Genomic DNA, 24176 nt, shown 5'->3' on the forward strand with positions numbered 1-24176 from the left:
GGGACGAGCCTAGTACATCGGCGGCGGCGCGTCCCAACGCCATGGACGAGCGCGGCGGCCGCCGTGAGGCGCCCGGCCGTGGTAAGCCGGCTCCTCCCGCGCCTCGCCTTCCCGCTCCACGACCCGAACGAAGCCGCCGCCGCATGATCGACGTTGTTGGAAAGCTCTGGGGGTTCTGCCACACGCTCCGCCACGACGGCATCGACCACGGGGACTACATCGAGCAGATCACCTACCTGCTCTTCCTGAAGATGGCCGCCGAGCGAGGCATCGATCTCTCGCGCGTCGAGCACAGGACGCCCCGCGGCGAGGTCGACGCGACCGACTGCTCCTGGCCCGCGCTGCGCGCGCGCAGCGGGCAAGCGCTGCTCGACCGCTACGCCGACGTCCTCCGATCCCTCGACGGAGCCCCCGGCGTCCTCGGGGAGATCTACGCGGGCTCGCAGCCGCGCTTCAAGAGCCCCGCGAGCCTCGGGAAGCTCGTCGACCTCATCGACGAGATCGCGTGGACGCGCCTCGGCGTGGACATCCAGGCAGCGGCGTACGAGGGCCTCCTGGAGAAGGCCGCCGCCGAGGGCAAGAAGGGCGCGGGGCAGTACTTCACGCCCCGCGCCCTGATCCAGTCGATCGTGCGGTGCATCAGGCCCGATCCGCAGGGGAAGCCGGGCTTCGCCCTCTGCGACCCGGCGTGCGGGACCGGGGGCTTCCTCGTCGCCGCATGGGAGTGGATCGAGGCCGAGGCGCGGGGGGCGCTCGACCGGGAGGCGGCGCGCCGGATCAAGGCCGGGGCGTTCTTCGGCCAGGAGCTCGTCGCGCGCCCCCGCCGGCTCGCCCTGATGAACCTGGTCCTCCACGGGATCGAGCCGAGGATCACCCTCGGCGACTCGCTCGACGCCCCGCCGCCGGACGAGCGGTTCGACGTGATCCTGACGAACCCGCCGTTCGGCACGAAGGGGGCCTACGAGACGCCGCGCCGCGAGGATTTCGCGATCGCGACCGCGAACAAGCAGCTCAACTTCATCCAGCACGTGCTGACGATCCTGAGGCCCGGCGGCCGGGCGGCGATGGTCCTGCCGGACCATTGCCTGTTCGCCGACCAGGCAGGCGCGGTGCTGGAGATCCTCGCCAGGGGCTGCGACCTGCACACGGTGCTCCGCCTGCCGCACGGGACCTTCACGCCGTACAGCGCCGGGGTGAAGGCCAACGTCGTCTTCTTCACGAAGGGCCGCGCGACGGAGAGGGTCTGGATCTACGACGCCCGGACGGGCGTCCCGTCGATCACCAAGAAGGGCCGGCCGCTCTCCCCGGCGCACTTCGCGGAGTTCGAGCGGTGCTACGGCGGCGACCCCGACGGGCGCGGCGCGCGCGAGGCGGCGAGCTCCAGCGAGGGGCGATTCCGCAGCTTCGAGCTCCGCGAGGTGAAGGAGCGAGAGTTCAAGCTCGACGGGCTGAGGTGGCTCAAGGAGGAGTCGCTCGACGAGGCCGGCGAGATGCCCGAGCCGGAGGAGCTGGCGACCGACGCCGTCCAGGAGCTGACGGAGGCGGTCGCCGCGCTGAACCGCGTGCTCGCGCTGCTCGAGGGCGGGGCGAAGGCGGCGGAGGCGTGAGCGGGCCGCTGCCCGAGGGGTGGGCCGAGACGACGCTCGCGTCGATCTGCTCGCACCGGAGCGGGAGCTCGAAGCTCATCAAAGGGAAGCTCCACGCCGAGCAGCGGCCAGGGCGCTACCAGGGGTTCAGCGCCGCCGGCCCCGACGTGTGGTGCGACGGCTGGGAGCACGAGGGCGAGGCGATCGTCGTCTCCGCCGTGGGGACGCGGTGCGGGAAGGCGTTCAAGGCGCGCGGGCGGTGGTCGGCGATCGCGAACACCCATGTTGTCTGGCCGGATGAGCGGGCCATCGACGTCGGCTACCTGTTCCTCCACCTCAACGACGAGGGGTTCTGGGTGAAGGGCGGCTCCGCGCAGCCGTTCGTGAAGGTGCGCGAGACGTTCGAGCGGCCGTTCGCGCTGCCTCCCCTCCCCGAGCAGCGCCGCATCGTCGCGAAGGCCGATGCCCTGCTCGGCGAGGTGGACGCGGCGAAGGCCCGGCTGGCGAGGTCGTCGCTGCTCCTCCGGCGGCTCCGGCAGGCCGTGCTGGCGGCGGCGTGCTCGGGGAGGCTCACCGCGGACCTGCGCGCGCCGGGCGCCGCCGCGCCGGCCGCGGGACCGGCGGAGCCCCCGCCGCGCTGCTCGACGCCGGCGCCGGCCGCGCCCGGCGCGCGCAGCGACGGTCCGGAGCGTCCCCTGCCGCCGTCCTGGGTCCGCGGCCCGTTCGGCGCCCTGGTGGACAACCACGATGGCCGACGCGTCCCCGTGAGCTCCGCGGTTCGAGCGAGGCGCCGGGGGCCGTATCCGTATTACGGCGCGTCGGGGGTCATCGACTCGATCGATGGCTACCTGTTCGACGGCGATTACCTGCTGATCGCCGAGGACGGCGCGAACCTCCTGTCGAGGAACACCCGGGTGGCGTTCGCCGCGAGCGGGAGGTTCTGGGTGAACAACCATGCTCATGTGGTCCAGCCGAAGGCCGGCGTGGTCCTCGGGTACCTCGAGCTGCTCCTGAACTCGCTCGACCTGCAGCACCACGTGACCGGCTCGGCCCAGCCGAAGCTCACGCAGGCGGCGCTCAACGGCATCCCCGTGCCGGTACCGCCGGCGGAGGAGCAGGCGGAGATCGTCCGCCGCGCCGAGGCGCTCTTCGCGCTCGCCAGCGAGGTGGAGGAGCGCGTGGCCCGCGCCGCGGCCCGGGCCGACAGGCTGCCGCACACGATCCTCGCGAGGGCGTTCTCCGGAGAGCTCGTCCCCACCGAGGCGGCGCTGGCTCGCGCGGAGGGGCGGGGCTACGAGCCGGCGGAGGCGCTGCTGCGCCGCGTCCGGGGGCTGGGGTGAGCGGCTAGCTCTCGGTTTGATCGACATCGATATTCATCGTTCCTCTCGCTTCCTCGGCCCCCGCACGCGTCCGCCACCGTCCCTCCACGGTAGCTCCTCCCGCTTCTGGAATCGACGCGTCCCGCCTTCCGTTATTCTCAGCACGTCTCGCCGGATCGCCTTTCCCCCCGCGGATCCACGCCGTCATCGCGGGTCCGATCCGATGAGACCCATGATCCCGAGGAGGCGCTGATGAAGGTGAGGATCGTCGTGAGTTACGTCCCCCGCTATCGCCGGGGCCACCGCTTCCATTTCGTCCCGCCGGTCACCGGGATCCACCTCGCGGCGATCACCCCGCCGGAGCACGAGGTCGAGCTCTTCCACGAGCAGGTGCGCCCCGTCCCCGTCGACGCCTCGCCGGACGTCGTCGCGCTCTCGTTCTTCTCCGGCTTCGCGCGCCGCGCCTACGCGCTCGCCGATCGCTACCGCGCCCTCGGCGTGCGCGTCGTCGCCGGCGGTCCGCATGTCTCGTACTGGATCGAGGAGGCGCTCCAGCACGTGGACGTGGTGGTCACCGGGGAGGCCGAGGCGGTCTGGCCCTCGGTCCTGCGCGATCTCGCGCGAGGCACGCAGCGCCGCGTCTATCACGGCGAACCGGCGTCGCTCGCGGGGCTGCCGACGCCTCGCTACGATCTGCTCGAAGAGCGCTTCCTGGTCCCCCGCGTGCTCCAGGCGACGCGCGGCTGCCCGTTCACGTGCAGCTTCTGCACGGTGCCCGACCTCAACCCCGGCTTCCGCGTGCGCCCCGTCGACGAGGTGATCCGCGACATCGCCGCCACGCATTTCCCTCGCTTCTGGCAGGAGAAGGTCGCGTGGTTCTGGGACGACAACCTGCTCGTCCAGCGCCGCTGGGCCAAGGAGCTCCTGCGCGAGCTCGCCGGGCTCGATCGCTGGTGGCTCACGCAGGCATCCATCGATATCGTCAAGGACCGGGAGCTCCTCGACGCGATGGAGCGGTCCGGCTGTATCGGCATCTTCCTCGGCATCGAGAGCCTCGACGAGGCCGATCTCGAGAGCGTCGACAAGCGCCAGAACCGCGCGCGCGAGTACCGCGAGGCCATCCGGAAGCTGCACGATCGCGGGATCTGCGTGATGGCGGGCTTCATCTCGGGCTTCGACGATCAGACGCCGGAGGTCATCGCCTCCACGGCCGATCGGCTGAACGAGATCGGCGTCGACGTCCCGTTCCTGAGCATCCTCACGCCGTTCCGGGGCACGCCGCTGTACGACGAGCACCGGCGAGACGGGCGCATCCTGGAAGAGCGTGACTGGCCCCATTACAGCGGCTACGGCGTCGCCTTCCGGCCGGCGCGCATGTCCCCCGAAGAGCTCCTCGCCGCCCACCGCCAGATGTGGAATCGGGCCTTCGGCCCCGCGGCGGTGCTCGAGCGCCTGGCGCGCGGCGCGCGGTCGCTGAGCCGCGGCGCCATGATGCTTTCGGCGGCGATGAACGGCTTTTACGGCCTCAAGCAGATCACCGGCAACGAGCCGGCCGCGCCGCCGCTCGATCCGGAAGGGGCGATCCGGCACCCCGCGCCCGGGGACGCCCCGGCCCGGCTCTCGCGCCTCGGCCTGAAGCGATCCGCGAGCGCGGCCGACAGCTCGGTGGAACGCACGGCATAGCCACGCCGGGGCGAACGCTCACTCGACGACGGCAGCAGCTCCGTCGCGAGCACACACGAAGTCGCGGCCGCCCAACCACCCTCGCGCGAGCTCCCGGGTGCGGGCGTGCTCGGGGACGTTGTTGAGGAAGCTCTCGCGCCACCGCGGGTCGCGGACCTTGTCGGCGCGGGCGAGGAGCGCCGCCTCGGCAGCCGCGATGGCCTGGGCGGCCTCGGCCTCGTGGCCGGCCGCGGCGAGCGCCTCGGCGAAGGTGAGGCGGATGATCGACTCGCCTTCCTCGACCCCGCCGAGCGCCTCCAGGGCGGCATGGGCCTCGCGGGCGGCCGCGAGCGCCTCGCCGGCGCGGCCCTGGCCGAGCAGCGCCTGCGCCAGCACGGCGAGCGCGAAGGGACGGAGCGGCGGCCCGACCTCCAGCGCCTCCGCGGCGGCGCGGGCGGCGAGCTCGGCCGCCGCGGGATCGCCGTCGAGCAGCTCGCTCCTGGCCAGGTAGAGCCACGCAGCCCCCACCATTCGACGCAAGCCCATCCGCTGAAAGGACTCCAGGGAGGCTCGCTGGGCCGCCTTCGCCTCGTCGAGCTTGCCGACGCAGGCGAGCACATAGCCGATGTTCTGCAGCGTCGTCGCGACCGCGTCGTGCAGCTCCATCTGCTCCGCCGCGCTGAGCGCGATCCGCAGCTGCGCCTCCGCCCCGGCGAAGTCCCCCAGCTCTCGACGCAGGAGCGCCAGGTCGTTGCGCGTCGAGCAGGCGTTGCGCCGGTCGCCGGCCCGCTCGAACGCCGCGAGGGCAGCCTCGATGCTTCGCAGCGAAGACTCGGAGTCCCCCGTCAACAAGGAGCGGAGCGCGCGCGCCTGGTGGTACCGCGCCAGCACCTCGGGGTCGGTCGCGCCGGACGCGCGCAGGTCGCGCCCGATGATCTCGATCAGCGAATCGGCCAGCGCGTAGCGGCCCCCGAAGACGAGCGTGACAGCGCACGTGCCGAGGCACTGGATCCATTCGTCCCGCGCGCCCGGGAGCACATCGGCGTCGCGCGCCATTTCACTCCACCGCTCCACGCGCTCGAGGCCGCCTGCCTTGAACGCCGCGAGGACGACCTGGTCGATCGCGGCGAACCAGCGCGCGGAGCCGGGCTGCAGGAGCGCGACGGCTTCGCCTCCGCGCTCCTCCGCGACCGCGATCTCTCCGCGCCAGAGGTGCGCCTCGACCTGGACGAGCCGCAGGGCGCCCGCCACGGCCGGCTCCGGCTCGCACACCATGCCGCGCTCCGCGCGCTCGACGGCCGTGGCGAGGTCGTTGCCGCGGAGCGCCTGCTCGGCGGCCCGCAAATAGGCCCGCGCGGCCCGCGCGGGGTCGCCGCCGAGGTGGAAGTGCTCCGCCGTCGCCATGGGGTCGGCGTCGCCGATCTGCTCCAGGAACAGCCCCGCGAGCGCGTGCCCCGTTCGCCGATCGCGCTCGGTCAACATGCCATAGGCGGCCTCGCGCAGCAGCGCGTGCTGGAACCTGTACTCCACATCTCCCGTCGGATCCCCCATGATCCGCCGGGTGAGGATCTCGCGACCTTCCAGCTCGGCGAGCCGCGCGGCGATGTCGGTGGCGCCGACGAGCGCCGCCACCCCATGGGGCGAGAAGGACTGGCCGAAGATGCTCGCCGCGCGCAACGTCCGCCGCGCATCGGGCTCCAGCGTGGCGAGCCGGGCCTGGACGGTCGCGAGCACCGTCTCGGGAAACGCGGCGCCCTGGTCGAGGAGGGCGGCGCGGATGAGCTCCTCCAGGAAAAAGGCGTTGCCCTCGGCCCGCTCGACCAGCTTCGTGACCAGCGCGTCGCTCGCGGCGTCGCCGAGGACCTGCCGCACGATCCGCTCGCCGGCCTTGCGCGGCAACGGGTTGAGCCGCAGCTCCTGGCCGCGTCGGCTCTTCCACAACCCGGGGAAGACCTCGTGCACCTCGGGCCTGGCCAGCGCCAGCGCGATGAAGGGCAGCTCCCTCGGCTGCCGGAGCGCGGCGTCGATGAAATCGACGGTCGGCAAGTCCCCCCAGTGCAGGTCCTCCAGCACGAGCAGGATCGGCCGCACAGCGCATTCCGCTCGGAGGAACTCCTCCCAGGCCAGCCGCAGCTGATCGCCCATCAGGATCGGATCGCGCCGCGCTGCCCGGAGCTTCACGCCGTCGTCCGGGAACGGGACGCCGATGAGCTCGCCCAGGAACGCCGCGACGCGCGGCCCGTCGAGATCCCGGTGGCGCTCCACCCGAGCGAGCACCTTGCGACGGCGCACCTCGACGGGCTCGCCCTCGCGGAGGTCGAGCACGCGCCGGAGCGCGCTCCCCAGCAGCGCGAACGCCGAGCCGGCGCTCATCGGATCGGCGTGCCCGGTCCAGACCGCCACGCCTTCGTCGCTCGCCTGGAGGCGGCTCAGGAGCTCGTGGCGCAAGCGCGACTTGCCTGAGCCCGCCGGACCCGTGATGAGCAGGGCGCTCGCCGTCCCCTCGTCGAGGCAGCAGCGGATCTCCTCCAGGAGCATCGCGAGCTCCCTGTCGCGCCCGACGAACGCGGTGGGCTTGCCGAGGAGGCGTCGCATGGGGCTCAGATCGTCCCGGGTGCCGACGAGCCAATGGCCTGCGGCGTCCCGCAGGACGTCGAACCGCTGCTCCAGCAGCGGCGCGGTCACGTCGTCGATGGGGAGCGCAGCGCCATCGGCCTGCGCGCGGCCGGCCGCGAGCAGGTGGACCGCGCGCGCGATGAGCTCGCCGGCGCGGAGCGGCGCTCCCGCCACGGCGCGCCCGGTGGCGATCGCGATGGGCGACCCGACGAGGAGCCCCCGCATGGCGAGCGCGCAGTGGGCCGCGCGCACGGCCTGCTCGGTCGGCGCCGCGGCGCCGGAGAGCTCGACGAGCAGCCAGCGGCCCTGCAGGACATCGAGCGCCGCGCCGTGCCGCGCCGCCACCTCGCGGAGCGCGCGCGCCCTGTGCGCCTCATCGGCTCGGGCGGCGGTGACCTCGTCCGAGCCGTTCACCTCTGCGACGATGAGGCACAGGACAGCTCGCTCGCTGCCTGTGAGGTGCACGTCGGCACCGACGCGCGAGTCGGGACCGTGTCCGGGCGCCGCGGAGCCCGTGTCCAGCGCGAGCGTGGCGTTCTCCGGGACAGGAATCGTGGATCGGCGCGACCGAGCCCGAGCGCCCGGCGGGCCGGTGTCCATCGTGAGCGTGGCGCTCCCGGGCGCCGTAGCGGCCATCGCCGGCATCCCCGCACCCCTCAGGCTTCGCGAGAGCGCGAGATCGTCCTGCGCTGCGAGCGCCGCGGCGACGGCGCCTGCATCCGGCGGGCGCTCGTCGGGCTCCTTCGCGAGCAGATGGGAGACGAGGCCGTCGATCCAGCCCGGAACCCCGGCACGGACCTCCTGGAGCCGAGGCGGCTCTTCAAGGAGGACCTTCATCAGCAGCGAGAGCACGTCGGTGGCGAAGAACGCCGGGCGGCCCGCGATGCACTCGTAGAGCACGCACCCCAGCGCGAAGACGTCGGCGCGCGCGTCGATCGACCGCAGCCCGCGCGCCTGCTCCGGCGCCATGTACGCGGGGGTTCCGACGATCGCCCCGGTGATCGTCAGCTGCCTCGGCGCGAGCCCCGCGGCGCGCGCGACCCCGAAGTCGAGCAGCGTCACGCGCAGGACCTCGCCGCCGACGAGCAGCAGGTTGCCCGGCTTGAGGTCGCGGTGCACGACGCCGCGCCGATGGACGGCGGCGAGGGCATCGGCGACGCGCCGCGCGAGCGTCACGCTCTCGGCGATGCCGAGCGGCCCGCGCTCGAGCCGGTCGGCAAGCGTCTCGCCGTCGAGCCACTCCATCGCGAGGTAGGGGCACCCCGCGGCGGTCGCGCCGTTCGCGATGTACCGCACGACACCCGGGATCTGGAGGGACGCCAGCACCTCCGCCTCGCGGTCGAAGCGTGAGAGATCGCTCGCGCTCGCGCCGAGGAGCACCTTCACCGCGACCGGCTCGCCGCTCGTCAGGTCGCGCGCCAGGTAGACTCGGCCCATGCCGCCCGCGCCGAGCACGCGGTCGATCTCGAACCGGCCATCGACGATCTCCCCGGCGCGCACGCTCACTCCACGGCTCCCGGCGCCGAGCGTATCATGGCCGCGCCTGGGATATGGGCCGATGGGTGGGGGGCGATCGCCCTCGATTCGAGCTGACTCCAGGCGATCGCCGAGAACGCGAGCGGAGCGCGGGGGGATCTGCGCCGCGTTCCTGGCGGAGAGCGCGAGTTTCAGGGGCCGCCCCTTCGGCGCGCGACCGGGCCGTCGGTCCTGCCGGCCGGGCCATGGTCCATGAGGCCTGTCTCTGACACCGTGTCCCCGCGAACGAAGGTCGAGCTAGGGCAAATCTCTGATCTCCGACGTGCACGAGCCCTCGTCGCAGCGCGCCGCGACCGCCTGCTCGCTCTCCCTCTCGAGCCGCCGGCCGTCCTCCGCGAGCGACGGACGCGGCGCGCAATCGCACAGCGGCCAGCCTGCGAGGCACGCCGCCTCGGCGGCCTCGAACGCGTCCTGTTCGTCCGCGTCCACGCCGACGAACAGGACATCTCCGCAGCAGGTCGTGACGTGCGGCAACACGATGCAGTCGCTCGCCTGTTCGCAGGCCTTGCTGAACGCCGGAAAGCTCGAGTCGCGGCACGCCAGGCCATGGCTGCTCCCGCCCCCGGAGCCGCCAGCCCCGCCGCTCGCGGCGCTGCCGCCCCCGCCCCCGGAGCCGCCAGCGCCGGCGCTCGCGGCGCTGCCGCCCCCGCCCCCGGAGCCGCCGGCTCCGCCGCTCGCGGCGCTTCCGCCGCCGCCTCCGGAGCCGCCAGCGCCGGCGCTGCCGCTCGCGCCCGCGCCCGCGCCCGCGCCCGCGCCCGCGCCGCTGGTGCTGGTGGATTCCGCGCTCGCATGTCCATGGTCATCTTCGCCGCACGCCGCGCCGCCCAGCGTCGCCCACGCAATGAAGGAACCACGAGCCAACCAGAGAAAGCACTTGTGTGTCATGGCCGCCGCGTCGAGCACGGGACATGCCTGCTCCGGCACGAGAGAAACCCGCTGGTTTTCTGTGCCATGGCGGGCCACGACGTTGCAGCGCACGGCAAGGTGATCAGGCCGAGTTCGGGGGCGGCGGTCATGCGTGCCGTCGTCCATGGACATGCGATTACTACGATTGTAACAGACTTGACGAGCACGCGTGTCGTGCGTGCATCGAGCCACGGCCCCAGGTCGAACCAGCCGTACGGTCACTTGACGCCGGAGGCGTAAGCGAGTGATGCTCCGGCGCCATGGCGGGCTCGAAGCGTGTGAACGCGTCCCTGGCGATGGCGCTGCTCGGGCTTGCGGCGGCAGGCGGGTGTACCGCGCTGGCGGGGCTGGACGAGAGCTACCATCTGGTGGGCGGAGGCGGCGGCCCGACGGGAGGCGGGACCGGCGGCAGCGCGGCCAGCAGCTCGACGGGAGGCGGGACCGGCGGCGGCGCGGCCAGCAGCTCGGCGGGTGGCGAGGCCGGCGGCAGCGCGGCCAGCAGCTCGACGGGAGGCGAGGCGGGCGCTGGCGCGGGCGGCGAGGTCGGCGCCGGTGGCGGCGCCGAGTGCGCGACCTGCTCGTTGCCCCCGTACGACACCGACGATCCGGCGGACATGTGCGAGGCCTCGGCCGAAATTTACGAGGCGCTCATGGACTGTCTCTGCTTTGCCTGCGGCCTGGTGGAGGAATTGCCCTGCTATGGCGCGTGCGGCGCCGGCGAGGCGCGGAGCGCCGAGTGCAACGACTGCCTCGCCTCTGCGGCCGCCGAGGTGGAGGGCGAGTGTGCGCCGGAGGTCGCCGCGTGCGAGTTCGACACGGGCGAGTGATCTCGGCCTCCCTGTATCAGCGCTCGCTCAGCAGGGCGTGAACATCTCCGCGCCGAGATACGTACTCGAGAACTGGCTGTCGACCGGGTTGCCGAGATGGTCGTAGCACTGCACGTTCACCTGGGTATCCGAGCCGACGCCGGTCCAGTACGAGACCTTGCAAACCTGGACGGGGCGGCGGGACTGTCAGGTGGTCCCCGCTCCTCCAGTACATGAAGCCCGCTCATGCCCCTTCGAGAGCTCCTCCCCATCGTCCTCCTCGGCGCAGGGATCGCGCTCGGGGCGGGGAGCGCGGCCTGCGCCGCGCGACAAGGCTCGACCGGCGCGAGCTCGTCGAGCGCCGCCGCGCAACCGGCGCAACCGGCGCAACCGAGCGCACCGGCGAGCGCGCCCGCGGCGGCGCCGGCGCAACCGGCGGCGAGCGACCCGGCCGCGCCCGGGGGAGCGACGCCTGAGCCGCCGCCCCCGTCGGCCGAGCAGATCGCGCGCCTCCCGCCGGGCGCCGCGATCTACGCCTCGCTTCGCAACAGCGCCCTCGACGTCGCCGTCCAGTACGTGCCCCAGATCGCCGAGGTCCTGATCGAGGCGAACCGCGCGCTCGGCAGCCAGGATCCGCCGGACGTGACGCTCGCGAAGGCCGGCGTCGATCCGCGAAGGCCGATCCTGGGCGCCGTGGTGCCCGCGTCCGAGAAGAGCGCGCGCGCGGTCGTCGACGCCATGGCCAGGGGGGCCTCGGGCAAGGCGCTCGAGAAGGTCGTCCGCGAGCACGCGGCGGACGTGACGCGGGTGCGGCTCCTCGTTCCGCTCGTGAGCGGGGCGGACCCGCGGCGCGCCCTTTCGGGCGTGGTGGACGTCCTCGCCGGCGGCGCCCCGCTGGAGGCGTGCCCGGGCGCCGCGCGCTGCGCCGGCTTCGGCGCCAGGGCGCCGCTCGGCGTGGCGCAGGGCGGGATCGCCGCCGTCGCGATCCACGCGGACGGCGCCGACCTCCGGCTCGACGTCGTGATGTCGCTCTTCGGGTCCGGCGGCGATCCGGCCGCCCTGAAGGAGCTCGTCGCGTTCGGCGAAGAGGTCGGGGGCCCGGAGGGCAGGTGCTCCAGGTTCGACGCGAGCCCCGTGGTGTCGGTGTGCCTCGATCCCGAGCGGATGGGCGAGCTGGGCGCGACCGACGGCTACGGCAAGATCGCGAGGGCGCTCTCCGGAGGCCACGTCGATCCAAGGGTGATCCCGACGATCGCCGCCCAGGGCTTCGCCGAGGCCCGGCAGAACCTCCGGCTCGCCGCGCCGGCGCGCAGCCTCGCCAGCGACGGCACCCTCGGGATCGCCGTGCAGGGCAAGCGGAGCCGCTTCGTCGCGTCGTGGGCCCTGACGGACGCCTCGCACGCCGGCGTCGAGAGGGCGTTCGCCGCCGAGCGATGCGCCGCCGGCGACGCGGCGGTCAAGGAGCTCTTGCCGGCGCTCCGCGCGGCGGTCGGCGATCCGGGGAAGGGCTTCGACGACCCGAAGAAGGTCGTCACCGCGTTCGAGGAGGCAGGCTGGTCTGCCTATCTGATCGCCGCCGGCGGCCCATGGCTGAACCTGCTCGGCGTGATCGCACGTGTGCTCGAGCAGGGCCCCGGGACCGACCCCGACTACCATGTGTGCGCCCGATACGACGGCGGGAGGCTCGTCCTCGTGTCCGAGATCCGGAGATGACGGCGCGCCCCTCTCCGGGCGCCCAGGCCGCGCCGGCGTGATGATACACGTGGAGGTCCCACGCGCCATGACCACCGCCCTCCCCGCCTCCTTCGCCGATCTCCCGCTCCTTCAGGGCCGCAACCCCCTCGCCCGCCGCATCGAGACGCGGCATGGATTCCCCATCCTCCCCGGCCGCTTCCCGGTCGTGGGCCACATGCCGGCGATCGCCGTCGACGAGCTCGGCCTGCTCCGCGAGGGCCAGCGCCGCTTCGGCTCCCTCTTCTTCTGGGCTCCTGGCGTCGACGCCTGGCAGCTCATCTACGCATCGAACGAGGCCTTCTCGCTCTTCAAGAGCAAGGCCGTCGACTCCTCGTATCTGACCGAGGGCGGCGTCGGCCACCTCTTCGGTCAGACGCTGATGGCCCACGACGGCGCCTCGCACCGCCGCCTCCGCACCGCGATGAACGGGCCGTTCTCGCCGAAGGGCCTCGACGCCGCGGAGGTCGGCGCGATCGTCGCGACCAGCGTCGAGCGCAAGGTCCGCTCGTGGCTCGGCCGGCGCGACGTCCAGCTGCTGCGCGAGACCCGCGAGCTGGCCCTGGAGGTGATGTTCAAGATCACCGGTGTCGAGGACGACGAGCTGCCCGAGTGGCGCCACTATTACGAGGATCTGATGCTCGTGATCCTCAGCCTGCCCTTCGACGTGCCGGGCTCGCCGCGGCGCCGCGGCCTCCGCGCCCGCGCCTGGCTCGACGAGCGCATCGGCCGGATCCTCGCCGGCGTGCGCGCCCGCGGCGACGCGAAGGGCCTCCTGCCGGCGCTGCTCACGGCCCGCGACGAGCAGGGCGAGCCGCTCTCGGAGCAGGATCTCGTGGGCAACCTCCGGCTGCTCCTCCTCGCCGGCCACGAGACCTCGGCCTCGGTCATGGCCTGGTGCGTCGCCCACCTCGCCGAGAGCCCCGCGGTCTGGCGCGCGCTCCGCGAGGAGGCGTCGAGCGCGCCGGATCTCCCGCGCTCCCCCGCGGATCTCCGCCGCTTCCCCTATGCCGAGGCCGTGTTCCGCGAGGCGCTCCGCCTCCACCCGCCGGTGCCGCACGACGCCCGCCGCGCCGTCGCCGATTTCGAGCTCGACGGCCGCGCCGTCCCCGCAGGGACCCACGTGGCGATCCCGCTGATCCTGCTCTCGCGCGATCCCGAGCTCTACCCGGATCCGGACAGCTACCGCCCCGAGCGCTGGCTCGGCCGCAAGGAGGCGCTCTCGCCGCTCGAGATCGCCCAGTTCGGCGGCGGCGCGCACTTCTGCCTCGGCTATCACCTCGCCTGGATGGAGATCGTCCAGTTCCTCGTCGCGCTCGGGCGGGAGCTCCCGGCCTCTGGCCCCAGGCTCCAGGGCGGATTCCCCGCCTCGCGCTACCTCCCGGTGCTCCGCCCGTCGGGGGGCACGCGCGTCCGATTCGACGGCTGAAGCGCCGCGTCCAGCGACACCATGACAAGCGGTCCGTTGCGCGGTTGATGGCGCGATCGTACAGGCCGCGATGATCAGCTGGCAAAGCCCATCTGATTCATCGCCTTGTCGGGCCGCATCTGTTGACCATCAGGAGAGCACTTCGGCGGCGTTCTTCGCCGCAAGGACGTTATCGATCCAGCGGTCGAGGGTCGCAATGTCCGTACACGCCTGGATGCGAGCGCTCTCGCTCTCGGTGAGCGCGATGTCTGCACGCGCCAGCAGCCGCAGCAGCGTGTCCCTCTTGCCCTCGAGCTTGCCCTCACGTAGACCCTTGAGCTCGCCCTCACGTAGGCTCGCGAGCTTGATGCGATCCATCAGCTCCCGCACGAACGGAAACCTCGCCTCGTCTTCGATCTGCCGTTCCATGACCAACGCCTCCGGAGCCCGCCGCATGGGCTCACGCAACCCGCTCCAGATGACCTGAAAGTAGACCATCGCGTGCTCCTGGTCGAGCCGCCCAAGCGCAACGAGCGCGGCCTTGACCACGGTGAGCCCGCTCGGCCCATTGCCGTGCGCCACCGCCGAGAGCACGGCCAGCTCGGCGTCCTTCTCCGCGTCGGCTGGGTCGGTGATCTCGGGGACGACGGCCGGACCGAGCACCAGCGGCTCGACGTGGCCGAGGCCCAGGCCGAGGTCGATGTTCTCCGCCGCCCAGGCGGCCACCCCGGCGTCCGGCGCGATCACGAGGACGACCGTGCCGCAGCGCTTCCTGGCACGCACGACCGTGACGTACGTCGGCCACGAGAACTTCTTGTCCGGATCCATGTCGCGCTGGACCTCGATGACGATCGCAAGCACCAGCGCGCCGCTCGCGTCTCGAAGCTCGAGCACCAGATCAGCGCGAAACTCCACCGGGAGGAGCTGGTCGAGCGACGATTCGACGACCCCGACCGAGGTGTGTGGCGGCACCTCGAGGCGGAAGAGCGTCGCGAGCCAGTGGGGCGCGAGCTCGGGGTGCTCACGGAACATCTCGACGAGGGCGTTGTGCTCGAGCGTCGGCATGACGCTCGGCCTCGAGCACACCCCGTGCCGACACGAAACAACGGGAAAACGCGAGGAGAGATCCACCTCAGGGGGTGGCGGCGCCATGGCGGATGGAGGCGGCCACGACGCATCCCTCCATGGCAGCCCGGCCCAACGACTTGGTCTTCTGCCGCGCGTGGGTGCGCGCAGCGTGCAGGGCAAGCACGAAGTGTTCGTCTCTCGCTCGCAGGCGACGACCATGGCCACGGTACGTGGCGCGTCTCTCACTCGGCTCCGGCGAGCAACCGCTCGATCTCGTGCATCGTCTCGACGTCATCGCCGACCATCGCCTTCATCGACCGGATCCTGCGGCACACGATCGCAGCGATCTTGTCTTCAACGGTATCATCGGCATACGCCCAGTAGACCTGCGCAAAGCGTCCATCGCGGTGGCAGCGGCCCTCGATCTGCGCCATCTGGATCGCCGACCACCGCAGATCGTGGATCACCGCCGAGCGCGGCACCTCGTTGTGCTCGCCCTGGTGGAGCGAGATCCCCTCTTCCACGGTGAAGAGCACGACGCGCGGCTCGCCGCGCTGGAAGCGGAGGCGCTCGGCCTCCTTCTCGCCGGCCGGCAGCGCGCCGTGGATCAGCGCGCACGGGACGCGCTCCCGGGCCAGCGCGGCCTCCACGGCCTCGAGCGTCTCCATGAAGGCGACGGAGACCGCGACCTGATGCCCGTTGTCGAGCAGCTCACGCACCAGCTCCACGGTGCCGGCCACGCGGATGAGCGAGCTCTTCTGTCGCAGGCGCAGCATCGCGGCGAGCGCCGACCTCGGGTTCGCGCCCTTTGGCAGGAGATCCATCTCCCGGCGGAACGCGGTCCACGCCTGCGCGTAGAGCTCGCGCGCGGAGGCGTCGAGCTCGAGCGGGGTGAGGATGCGGTTGATCTCGGGCCAGCCGGCCACGTCCTCCGGCCGGCGCCGCATCCCGACCGCCGGACGGCCGTCGAACAGGAGGGCACGCACCTTCTCGCAGTCCGCCGGATCGCCGCGCCAGTCCCACCTGCCGAACGCGCCGCGCGCAACCCCGAGCCCCTGGCCTTCGCACCACTGCTCGAAGTCCTTCAGATCCGCGGAGCGGCTCCCGGTCGCGCTCGCCAGGAGCGGCGCGAGATACGACAGCTCCAGCGGGTTCTGCCCCGCGGTGGCCGAGAGCCACAGCACGAACCGTGCGCGTGCGTTGAGCTTGACCGCGAGCTTGGAGCGCGCCGCCGCCGGGTTCTTGCAGCGATGGCTCTCGTCCCAGATCACCACGTCGAACTCCGCGGCGCTGCCGGCGCGCGCGAGGCCCTTCTTCGATCGGATCCTCCGCCGCGCCTCCGGGGTCACCTCGAAGAGCTTGCCCAGCCGATCATAGTTGATGATCACGATCTCTTTGCCTGCGTCGCCCATGGCCTGGACCGTGCGGCGCCAGTGCGCGACGACGGCGAGCGGACAGACGATCAGCACCGTCGTGACGTCCGGCATCTGGAGGACCGCTGCCCAGGCGGTGATCGTCTTGCCGAGGCCGACGTCGTCGGCGAGGAGGAACCCGGCGCGCCTGGCGGCCTTCGCGGCGGCGATGGCCCGCACGCCGTCCAGCTGGTGCGGGCGGAGGATCACCGCCCCGGCGGGGGCGGCCGGCGCGGGCGCGGGGTCGTCGTTGAGCTCGTGCTCGATGCGTCGCTCCCACGAGTACGGCGCGGCGCGGAACGGCGCGAGGGCCGGCGGGAGCGTCTCTGCGCGAACGACGAACACGCCGTGCTCCGCGTCCCAGCGCGCGCCGCTCGCGGACGCGACCGCGCGCATCGCGAACGGGACGTCGAGCACATGGGCTCGCTCCGGCGCCGCACGCGGAGCGGGGGCCGCTGGAGGGGCCGCTCCGGAAGCTCTACGCGGGGCCGACACCGTTCGCTTGGCACGCATCGTCGTCATGACGACCCTGATACCAGCGCGGACGCGCGCCCGCGCTAGAAGACGCCGCGCATGGCGGCGCCGAGGTGCAGGATCTGGAGCGGCGTGTCCGAGGGCGTGGAGGGCCGCCGCGCCTCATTGCGGGCAGCTCGGGTAGAGGTTGAAGACACCCTCCGCGTCGAGCTTCGACGAGATCGACTCCAGGTACGACACACCGTCCGCGTGGCACGTCGGATGACCAGCGGCGTTCGTTGTGCAGTCCGTCTCGTTCGGGAGCGAGCCCTTGCACGGTCCGAGGAGGGTGAGCTTGCACGTCGGCGACGAGTCGCAGATGCGCAGCTTCGCGAACTGGCTCCACACATCGCCGCACGCGAGCTGCGCGCCCTCATCCGCGCAGGCATAAGCGACTTCCTGGCCCGGGACGAAGATGTTGCCGAACATGGTCGCGTCCGGGAACGTGTACTGCGCCGGGCTCATCCACGGCGCGTCCGCGAGGCCCGGGTGCTTGCCCACCATGCGGATCGGCACCTCCTCCAGGAAGCCGTTCAAGGTCTGGAGGAGACACGCCGTCACCCAGCGCTGCGGGGACGTGAAGGACAGCGCCTGACTCCGCCACGGCGCCGCGAGGCCGAGCGCCCCCTTGTACACGTAGGAGGACGCGCCCACCACGCCCGTCACCGTCATGTCCGGGCGGAGCGCGCAGCCCACGACATAGTGGAGGAGCTTGCGGCCCTGCGCTGTCTCCAGGAGCGGCGTGCTCGCGAGCTTGCCAGCGCCGTCCGCGAGCGGGGCCATGGCGAGCCGCTGGAGCATCTGTATCGTCCGCGGCTCCCAGAAGAACTCCGGATCGTCGCCGTTGGGAAAGACATAGGCCTGCTCGACCGACGCCACATCGCCCTCGGCCGCGAGGTCCTCCTCGCTGTCGTGATCCGCCGCCGGCGTCACCACGCATCCAATTGCGAACAGGCACGTACCGAGCAGCGCTGTCACCGGGGCTCCAAAGCTCGACATGATTTTCTCCTGAGCGACGCCGTGCGGCGCGTTCTGACCGGCTAATTCCAGGTTTCGTGCCAGGCGGTCGACCCCCTCCCGCACGGGACGCCGGCGCGCCCTTTCATGAAGAATCCACAGTTATATCGACTATTTACAAACTGACTCCGGCGCGAGGGCGGGCGCCCCGGGGCATCGGGTGGAGGCGCTGCCCCTCACCCGCCGATGCCCGGAGCCGCCATCCGATCCAGCTGGGCCGCGAGCCGCGCCAGGCGGGCGCGGAAGCCCGGCGCGTCGTCGAGCTGCGCCGCCGCTTCCTGGAGAGCGCAGGCCGCCTCCCGTGGCCGCCCGCCGGCGATCGCCAGCTCGGCGCGCATCGAGAGCAGCTCGACGAGCTCGATGGCCAGGAGCCCGCCCCGGCACCGCGACAGCACGTCCTCCCACGGATCGGCGCTCGCGGACGGCTCGCGCGCGCGGAGGCCCTGCTCGCAGAGCACCAGGTGGAGCGCGCGGTAGAACGCCCACAGCGAGGGCGCCGAGGGGTCGGGCGGGCAGCTCCGCTCGATCCACGAGAGGTGGCGGCTCGCCTCGTCGTGGCAGCGCCTCGAGACGAGGATGCGCGCGAGGAGCAGGGAGCACTCGGGCGCGGCGTGCTCGAAGAACCGCCGCTCGAGCACGTGCGCGCGGCGGGCCAGCTCCAGCGCCTCCTCCCCGTGGTCGCTGGCGTGGAGCAGCTCCGCCGCGTTCAGCGTCACGTGGCGCTCCAGGACAGGGTTTCCTAGCTCGCGCGCCAGCGCGATGGCGTGGCGCATGTCCGCCATGGCGAGGTCGAGCTCGCGCCGCATCGCCCTCAGCGGGATGCGGCACGCGCAGGCGGCGCAGAGGTGAGGCCAGTCCTCGGCGGACGACGCCAGGGCGAACGTCTCGTCGAAGCGGGCGTTCGAGAGATCGAGCTCTCCCAGCCACATCAAGGCGGGCGACAGCAGGAGGAGCGCGACGATCCTGGTCCCGTAGTCGCCCTCGGCCTCCGCGCTGGCGGCGCCTCGCGTGAGCAGCTCGACGGCCTCGGCGACCCGGCCGCGCCGGAAGCAGGTGCGCCCCTCGGCGACGAGCGCGCGGCCCTCGAGAGAGCGCGCGCCGAGCCGATCGACGAGCGCGCGCGCCGAGCCGACGCGCTCGGCCGAGCGATCGAACTCGCCCGCCCAGTCGAGCGCGGCCGCCTCCTCGAGCAGCACGTCCGCGAGGGAGGCGCCGTCGCCGAGCTCCGCGGCCAGCGCCCGCGCGGCCGCGAGGTCGTCCGTGGCCTCGCGCGTCCGGTCGACGCGGTAGCGGCTCTTGCCCCGCCCCGCCAGCGCGCGCGCCCGCCGGCGGGCGTCGTCCGCCGCCGCGAACGAGAGCGCCGCCGTGTAGTGCCGGTCCGCCTCGACGTGGCGGTGCCGCGCGAACGCGAGATCGGCGAGCGTGAGGCACGCGTCCGCCGCCGCCTCCCGCGCCCCGCACCCGCCGGCGTGCCGCGCGAGCGGCGCGAGGAGCTCCGGGCGAGGCCCCTCCGCCTCCGCCCTGGCCGTGAAATACGCGAGCGCGCGCCGGTGGATCTGCGCGCGCTCCGCCGGATCGAGCAGCTCGACCACCGCGTCCTGGAAGACGGCGCTCTGGAACGAGTATCGCTCGCCCGCGCCGCGCTCCAGGATCCTGTGCTCGACGAGGGCGCTCAGGCCGTAGCCCGCGTCGATGGGCGTGCCGGCTTCCCCCACCCGGGCGATCGAGTCCAGGATCTGCTCGAGCTCCGCGCGGGCGAACGCGTCGCCGAGCACCGCGCAGAGCCGGACGCACGCCGCGAGCTCCGGCGAGAGCGCGTCGAGCCGCCGCTCCGCGAGCCATTGCCACGCGGGCGACGGGGGGAGGCTGTCGAGCTCGGCCGTGGCGACGTAGTGGCTGCCGGCGTTCACGCGGCGCTTCACGAGGCCGGCCCGCTTGAGCGAGCGCACGAGCTCCACGAGGCACGCCGGGTTGTTGCCCGCCCAGCGCGCGAGCCGGCGCAGCGTCTCGGCAGGGGGGTACTCCGCCGGCCGCAGCAGCTCGGCGGCGAGCGCCATCGCCGCCGCGTCGTCGAGCGGCGCGAGCGCCGCGCGGTCGTGGCGCTGGGTGCGCGCGCCCCAGGCGCGGCGCACCTGCTCGAAGCGGGGGTGCGCGGCGACGAGCACCCACAGCGCGACGCCGGAGCCGTCGAGCGTGGCGTACTCGAGCGCGTCGACCAGCGCGTCGTCGGCCCAGTGCGCGTCGTCGACGATCACCGCCACCGGCCCGCGCTGGGCGCGCCGGCGCAGCGCCTCGCCGAGCGCCTGGACCACGCCGTGGTGGAGCGAAGCGGGCGCGCCGCGCGCGGGCAGCGGCGACCAGCCGAGCGCCGACGCGACCGACGGCCACGTCGCCTCGCCGAGCGCGGCGCCGAGCCGCTCGCGGCAGAACGCGGCGACGTCCGGCGGCGCCTCCGCGGGCGCGTCGAGGACACGGCCGAGGAGCTCGGCCGCGTCGCGCGCCGCGTCGCCGAGCAGCGGCTGCGCCGCGCGGAGCGAGACAACGAGCGCCCCGGCGTCGCAGCGGAGCGCCGCCGAGGCGGCCTCCGCCGCGAGGCGGCTCTTCCCGAGCCCGGTATCGCCGATCAGCGTGAACAGCCCCGGGCACGTGCCGTCGAAGGCCGCGCGCGCGCTCTCCGCGATCGCCGCGAGGACGTCGTCGCGGCCCGCGAGCGGGACCTCGATCTCGACGGAAGGCTCGGCCTCGGCCGAGGCGGGCCGGCCGTCGCTGTCCTCGCGCGCCGGCAGGACACGCTCGATCTCGGCGGAGAGGGCGACGCCCGACCACGGCTCCGGCGGCAGCCATGTCTCGGGTCGCTCGACGGCGGCGCCGTACGCCGAGACGGCGCCCCGCGCCCTGCGGCGGAGGGTGACCGACGCGAGGTGCAGCGCCGCGCGCGCGCCGTGCTTCCCGGCGAGCTCACGCGCGGCGGCGAGCGCGGCCTGCGCCGGGTGCTCGGCGTCCTTGCCGGAGAAGACGGCCACGTAGCGGCTGCCGCGCTGCCGTGTGACGAACCCCTTGCGGCCGGTCACCGAGGCGATGACGGGCGACGCCGCGGCCGTCGTGTCGGCGACGAGCAGCACGACCGAGCTCCGCCCCCCGGCGATCAGCCTGGCGCCCGTCGAGTCCGCCGGCGCCGCGGCGCGCGCGGGCGGCTCGGCCGGCTCGGCCGGCGTCGCGGCGCGGTTGCGCGGCGCGCCCGGCTCGACCGGCGCGCCCGGCTCGGCCGGCGCGAAGGTGGCGCGCGCCGCGGCGAGCGCGCGCCGCAGCGAGGGCGCGTCCGCCGGGCGGCGCTCGCGATCCTTGGCGAGGCACGCCAGCGTGAGCTCCTCGAGCGCGGCGGGCACCGGCGCGAGCTTACCCGGGCGCTCCGGGCGCAGCGTGAGGTGCCCATGCTCGAGCGAGGCGCCGTCGCCCGCGAAGGGCAGCCGCAGGGTGAGCAGCTCGAAGAGGATGACGCCGAACGCGTAGACGTCGGCGCGCGCGTCGACCGCCTCGCCGCGGAACTGCTCCGGCGCCATGTACTCGGGCGTCCCCAGGACCACGCCGCTGCGGGTGAGCAGCTCCTCGCGCGCCGCATCGCCGGGCGTGCGCTCGGCGCGCTTCGTGAGCCCGAAGTCGAGCAGCACGACGCGCTCGTCCGCCGCCGCGGAGCGGCGCTCGATGAAGAGGTTCTCCGGCTTCAGATCCCTGTGGATCGCGCCCTTGTCGTGAGCGGCCTCGAGCGCGGCGAGCACGGCGTCGGCCCGCGCCGCGACCCAGCCCGGATGGGGCGGGGCGGCGAGGGCGGCGAGCTCCGAGGCGAGGGTGCGGCCGAAGAGCCGCTCCATCACGAGGTAGGGGCGACCATCGTCGAGCCGGCCGCACCCGTGGAGCCGCGCCACGTGCGGCGGACCGATGCGCTCGAGCGCGTCGGCCTCCCGGCGGAAGCGCTCTTCCAGCATCGGCGTGGTGGACATGCCGACCTTGACGGCGACCGGGGCGCCGTCCTCGTCCGAGACCCCCGCCCACACGATGGCGAAGCCGCCCTGCCCCAGGCGCTCGCCGAGCGAGACACCGGGGACGCGCGGCGGAGCGGGCGCGGACGGCTCGCTGGGCGGCGGCGTCCATCCGTCGAAGGGGCACGGCGCCACGCCCTCGCGACGCCGGTGACACAAAGGGCAGCGATGCACTCGGCCTCTCTCTGACGCAGGCGCACGGGCGCGCTAACGCAAGGCGCGCGCGCGAGCGCGAGCGCGCACCACGCCTATGCTATCGTCGGGGGGCCAGCATGGTACACGTCGATGACGACACCATCCCAAGCGCGCCGCGCGGGGTGGTGAGCCCCACCGACGAGACGGTCACCCTCTCGGCCGGGGAGGAACCCACCGCGCGTGGCCGGCGCAGCGCCGAGGTGCCCTCGCCCGCCGGAGACTATGTGCTCCAGAGCGTCCTCGGCGAGGGCGGCTTCGGCGTCGTCTACCGCGGCGAGCACGCGACGCGCGGCACGAAGGCGGCGATCAAGGTCCTGCACGCCGAGCTCGCGCTGCACCCTGACGTGTGCCTCCGCTTCGAGCGCGAGGTCGTGGTGATGCAGCGGGTGCGGCACCCGAACGTGGTCGAGGTGCTCGACGTCGGCAGGCTCGAGGATGGCCGCCCCTACTTCGTCATGGAGCTGCTCGACGGCGTCAGCCTGGAGAGGCACCTCGAGGCCCGCGGCCGGCTCCCGCTGGAGGAGGCGCTCGCCGTCCTGGAGCCGCTCTGCAGCGCGCTCGACGCGGCCCATGCGCAGGCGATCGTGCACCGCGACGTGAAGCCGTCCAACGTCTTCCTGTGCTCGGGCGACATGCAGAGACGCGGCCCCCGCGTGGTCCTGCTCGATTTCGGCGTGGCGAAGCTGCTCGACGCGCCGGGGCCCGCGCTGACCACGTCGCGGCACGTCCTGGGCTCGCCCTCCAGCATGTCGCCCGAGCAGCTCACGGGCCGCCCCGTGGACGCGCGGACGGACGTCTACGCGCTCGGCGCGCTGGCGTACGCGATGCTCACGGGGGAGCCGCCGTTCGCCGGCGCGTCGTTTCCGGTGCTGCGCCAGCTCCACCTCTTCGCGAGCCCGCCCCGCCCGAGCGCGCAGGCGCGCGTGAGCCCGTCGCTCGACGACGTGGTGCTGCGGGCGCTCAGCAAGGACCCGGCGGAGCGCCAGCCGTCGGCGGGGCAGCTGCTCACCGAGCTGCGCGCGGCCGTCGCGGCGCCGCGGGCGGCGGGGGCGGCCGCGGCGCCGCGGCGATCGGCCATCGGCATCCACGTGGAGGTGCAGGCCGACCCGGGCGCGCTCGACGAGCCGACGCCGGAGCTGCTCGACGACCTCGAGTCCGTCCTGCCCTTCGCGCTGTCCGAGCTCGCGAAGGCGGGGTTCTCGACCGCGGTCGAGACGGGCACGACCGCGCTGGTGACGGCCGACCGGCCCCTCGATCCGGCGGGCGACGAGGCCGCGCGCCGCGATGCGCTCGGCGCGGCGCTCTCGCTGAGGCGGCGGCTCGGGGCGCGCGCGGGGCGCGACCGGCGGGTGCACGTCCGCCTCTGCGTGCACGTCGGCGAGCTCCAGGCGAGCGGCGAAGGCGCGCTGACGGGCGGCGACTTGCTGGAGCTCTCGGGGTGGGTGCCCGAGGGAGCGGCGGAGGGGCTCTTCGCGTCGCCCGCCCTGCTCGACGGGCTCGGCGTCGCCGCGCACCCCGCGCCCACCTCGCCGGGGTCGAGCGCGCTGCTCCGGGTGCTGGACCCTTAGCAGCGGGCGTACCCTTCGGCGCCCGCGCCGAGGCGGACCCGACACGGCGCTCCCCGTGGCGGCGACAACACCTGCGTCGTGGGCATTCACGGTCACGTCGCCTGCTGGGGCAGCGCCGAGGCGGGGCAGCTCGGGATGGGGAGCTTCGTGGATCACTCGACCCCGACCTGGATCATCGACCTCGACGGCGTGGTGGAGCTCGCCATCGGCGACCTCGCGATGTCGTGGGAGCCGAGAGACTGATTCCACGCGTCAGAAATCCCGCCAAGATCTCTGCGACGATGAGGTGGACACGGACGAAATCTTAAAGCCGCAGAGATCCTATTGGCCCGGGACTTGGACAAAAGACCCATGAGAGAGATCGACGGATGCCAGGAGCCCCCCGGAGACGGGCCAGGGTGCCATCATGCAGACATGTGGAGAATGTACGGCGAGGCGAAGGATACAGGCGTGATCCGCCGTTCTGGCGAAGCGCTGTTAGCGTATCTTGATCGCTCCTATCTATCGATCGAGGGCCAGAAGGTCCGCAAAGGATACTGCGTTACCAAGGCGGCCGGAGGCAACCCGGCGCACTTCTGCAGCGAGGCGGCTGTCGTCTCTGCCGAACTGGTCGAGTAACCGGCGGCGGGGTGCTCACCGGAGGGGCTTGCGTTCCTGCGAGCCACAAAAGGGGCTCGCAGGATGGAGCGCAGGCGAGCCACAAAAGGGGCTCGCCGGAACGCAAGCTCTCCCGCGACGAATGGCAGGCCCGCCGCGCGGCGATTTCGTGAGCCGGGGGACGCGTTCGGCTAGCATC

15 protein-coding genes are annotated in these 24176 nt (G+C 73.4%); 9 read left to right on the forward strand and 6 right to left on the reverse strand.

Annotated elements, in window-relative coordinates; genetic code table 11:
• The first annotated feature begins 143 nt into the window (after window positions 1–143).
• From WMF22_RS30160 to WMF22_RS30170, 3 genes are all read left to right on the forward strand, one after another.
• Entirely contained in the window at window positions 144–1607 is a 1464-nt protein-coding gene (locus tag WMF22_RS30160) for an N-6 DNA methylase (protein ID WP_437293469.1), read from the forward strand.
• Entirely contained in the window at window positions 1604–2926 is a 1323-nt protein-coding gene (locus WMF22_RS30165; protein ID WP_438032021.1) for a restriction endonuclease subunit S, read from the forward strand. Before WMF22_RS30160 ends, WMF22_RS30165 begins: the two co-directional genes overlap by 4 nt.
• A 231-nt stretch (window positions 2927–3157) precedes the next feature.
• Window positions 3158–4588, forward strand: coding sequence for a B12-binding domain-containing radical SAM protein (locus tag WMF22_RS30170; protein ID WP_438032022.1), 1431 nt, complete (start codon window positions 3158–3160; stop codon window positions 4586–4588).
• Window positions 4589–4606: 18 nt separating this feature from the next.
• Here the strand turns inward: WMF22_RS30170 and WMF22_RS30175 are convergent, their stop codons facing one another.
• Complete coding sequence (locus WMF22_RS30175; RefSeq protein ID WP_438032023.1) at window positions 4607–8689, reverse strand: protein kinase domain-containing protein; 4083 nt, start codon at window positions 8687–8689, stop codon at window positions 4607–4609.
• Between the two features lie 267 nt (window positions 8690–8956).
• The gene (locus tag WMF22_RS30180) at window positions 8957–9604 is read right to left on the reverse strand and encodes a hypothetical protein (RefSeq protein ID WP_438032024.1); all 648 of its coding nucleotides are present in this window, start codon (window positions 9602–9604) and stop codon (window positions 8957–8959) included.
• A gap of 281 nt (window positions 9605–9885) precedes the next feature.
• Between WMF22_RS30180 and WMF22_RS30185 the strand changes: the two genes are divergently transcribed.
• The 3 genes from WMF22_RS30185 to WMF22_RS30195 all read left to right on the forward strand — a co-directional run bounded on the left by WMF22_RS30185 (window position 9886) and on the right by WMF22_RS30195 (window position 13591).
• Window positions 9886–10452 carry a hypothetical protein gene (locus WMF22_RS30185; protein WP_437293473.1) on the forward strand — a complete coding sequence of 189 codons (567 nt, stop codon included), beginning with the start codon at window positions 9886–9888 and terminating at the stop codon, window positions 10450–10452.
• Window positions 10453–10677: 225 nt separating this feature from the next.
• Window positions 10678–12144 carry a hypothetical protein gene (locus WMF22_RS30190; RefSeq protein WP_438032025.1) on the forward strand — a complete coding sequence of 489 codons (1467 nt, stop codon included), beginning with the start codon at window positions 10678–10680 and terminating at the stop codon, window positions 12142–12144.
• A 67-nt stretch (window positions 12145–12211) separates the two neighbouring features.
• Window positions 12212–13591, forward strand: coding sequence for a cytochrome P450 (locus tag WMF22_RS30195; RefSeq protein ID WP_437293475.1), 1380 nt, complete (start codon window positions 12212–12214; stop codon window positions 13589–13591).
• A 129-nt stretch (window positions 13592–13720) separates the two neighbouring features.
• Here the strand turns inward: WMF22_RS30195 and WMF22_RS30200 are convergent, their stop codons facing one another.
• The 4 genes from WMF22_RS30200 to WMF22_RS30215 form a co-directional block, all read right to left on the reverse strand.
• Entirely contained in the window at window positions 13721–14635 is a 915-nt protein-coding gene (locus WMF22_RS30200; protein ID WP_438032026.1) for a hypothetical protein, read from the reverse strand.
• A 245-nt stretch (window positions 14636–14880) separates the two neighbouring features.
• Window positions 14881–16467, reverse strand: coding sequence for an SNF2-related protein (locus WMF22_RS30205; RefSeq protein WP_437293477.1), 1587 nt, complete (start codon window positions 16465–16467; stop codon window positions 14881–14883).
• Between the two features lie 219 nt (window positions 16468–16686).
• A complete protein-coding gene (locus WMF22_RS30210; protein ID WP_438032027.1) occupies window positions 16687–17562 on the reverse strand; it encodes a hypothetical protein in 876 nt (291 codons plus the stop codon).
• Window positions 17563–17756: 194 nt separating this feature from the next.
• Window positions 17757–21752 carry a serine/threonine-protein kinase gene (locus WMF22_RS30215; RefSeq protein ID WP_438032028.1) on the reverse strand — a complete coding sequence of 1332 codons (3996 nt, stop codon included), beginning with the start codon at window positions 21750–21752 and terminating at the stop codon, window positions 17757–17759.
• A 137-nt stretch (window positions 21753–21889) separates the two neighbouring features.
• On the opposite strand from WMF22_RS30215, the gene WMF22_RS30220 reads away from it, so the two are divergent.
• The 3 genes from WMF22_RS30220 (at window position 21890) to WMF22_RS30230 (ending at window position 23998) form a co-directional block, all read left to right on the forward strand.
• The gene (locus tag WMF22_RS30220) at window positions 21890–23380 is read left to right on the forward strand and encodes a serine/threonine-protein kinase (protein ID WP_437293480.1); all 1491 of its coding nucleotides are present in this window, start codon (window positions 21890–21892) and stop codon (window positions 23378–23380) included.
• Window positions 23381–23458: 78 nt separating this feature from the next.
• Entirely contained in the window at window positions 23459–23623 is a 165-nt protein-coding gene (locus tag WMF22_RS30225; RefSeq protein ID WP_437293481.1) for a hypothetical protein, read from the forward strand.
• Between the two features lie 207 nt (window positions 23624–23830).
• Window positions 23831–23998 (forward strand): hypothetical protein, encoded by a 168-nt coding sequence (locus WMF22_RS30230; protein ID WP_437293482.1) that lies wholly within the window; start codon window positions 23831–23833, stop codon window positions 23996–23998.
• Window positions 23999–24176 lie beyond the last annotated feature (178 nt).

Origin of the sequence: Sorangium sp. So ce204, from assembly GCF_051526795.1 — a bacterium.
GTDB lineage: Bacteria > Myxococcota_A > Polyangia > Polyangiales > Polyangiaceae > Sorangium > Sorangium cellulosum_B.

Coding starts and splice junctions, on each gene's coding strand:
- WMF22_RS30210 (WP_438032027.1), bottom strand. CDS start 17,562: ATGTCGAGCTTTGGAGCCCCGGTGACAGCGCTGCTCGGTACGTGCCTG.
- WMF22_RS30185 (WP_437293473.1), top strand. CDS start 9,886: ATGGCGGGCTCGAAGCGTGTGAACGCGTCCCTGGCGATGGCGCTGCTC.
- WMF22_RS30195 (WP_437293475.1), top strand. CDS start 12,212: ATGACCACCGCCCTCCCCGCCTCCTTCGCCGATCTCCCGCTCCTTCAG.
- WMF22_RS30180 (WP_438032024.1), bottom strand. CDS start 9,604: ATGACACACAAGTGCTTTCTCTGGTTGGCTCGTGGTTCCTTCATTGCG.
- WMF22_RS30170 (WP_438032022.1), top strand. CDS start 3,158: ATGAAGGTGAGGATCGTCGTGAGTTACGTCCCCCGCTATCGCCGGGGC.
- WMF22_RS30200 (WP_438032026.1), bottom strand. CDS start 14,635: ATGCCGACGCTCGAGCACAACGCCCTCGTCGAGATGTTCCGTGAGCAC.
- WMF22_RS30190 (WP_438032025.1), top strand. CDS start 10,678: ATGCCCCTTCGAGAGCTCCTCCCCATCGTCCTCCTCGGCGCAGGGATC.
- WMF22_RS30160 (WP_437293469.1), top strand. CDS start 144: ATGATCGACGTTGTTGGAAAGCTCTGGGGGTTCTGCCACACGCTCCGC.
- WMF22_RS30220 (WP_437293480.1), top strand. CDS start 21,890: ATGGTACACGTCGATGACGACACCATCCCAAGCGCGCCGCGCGGGGTG.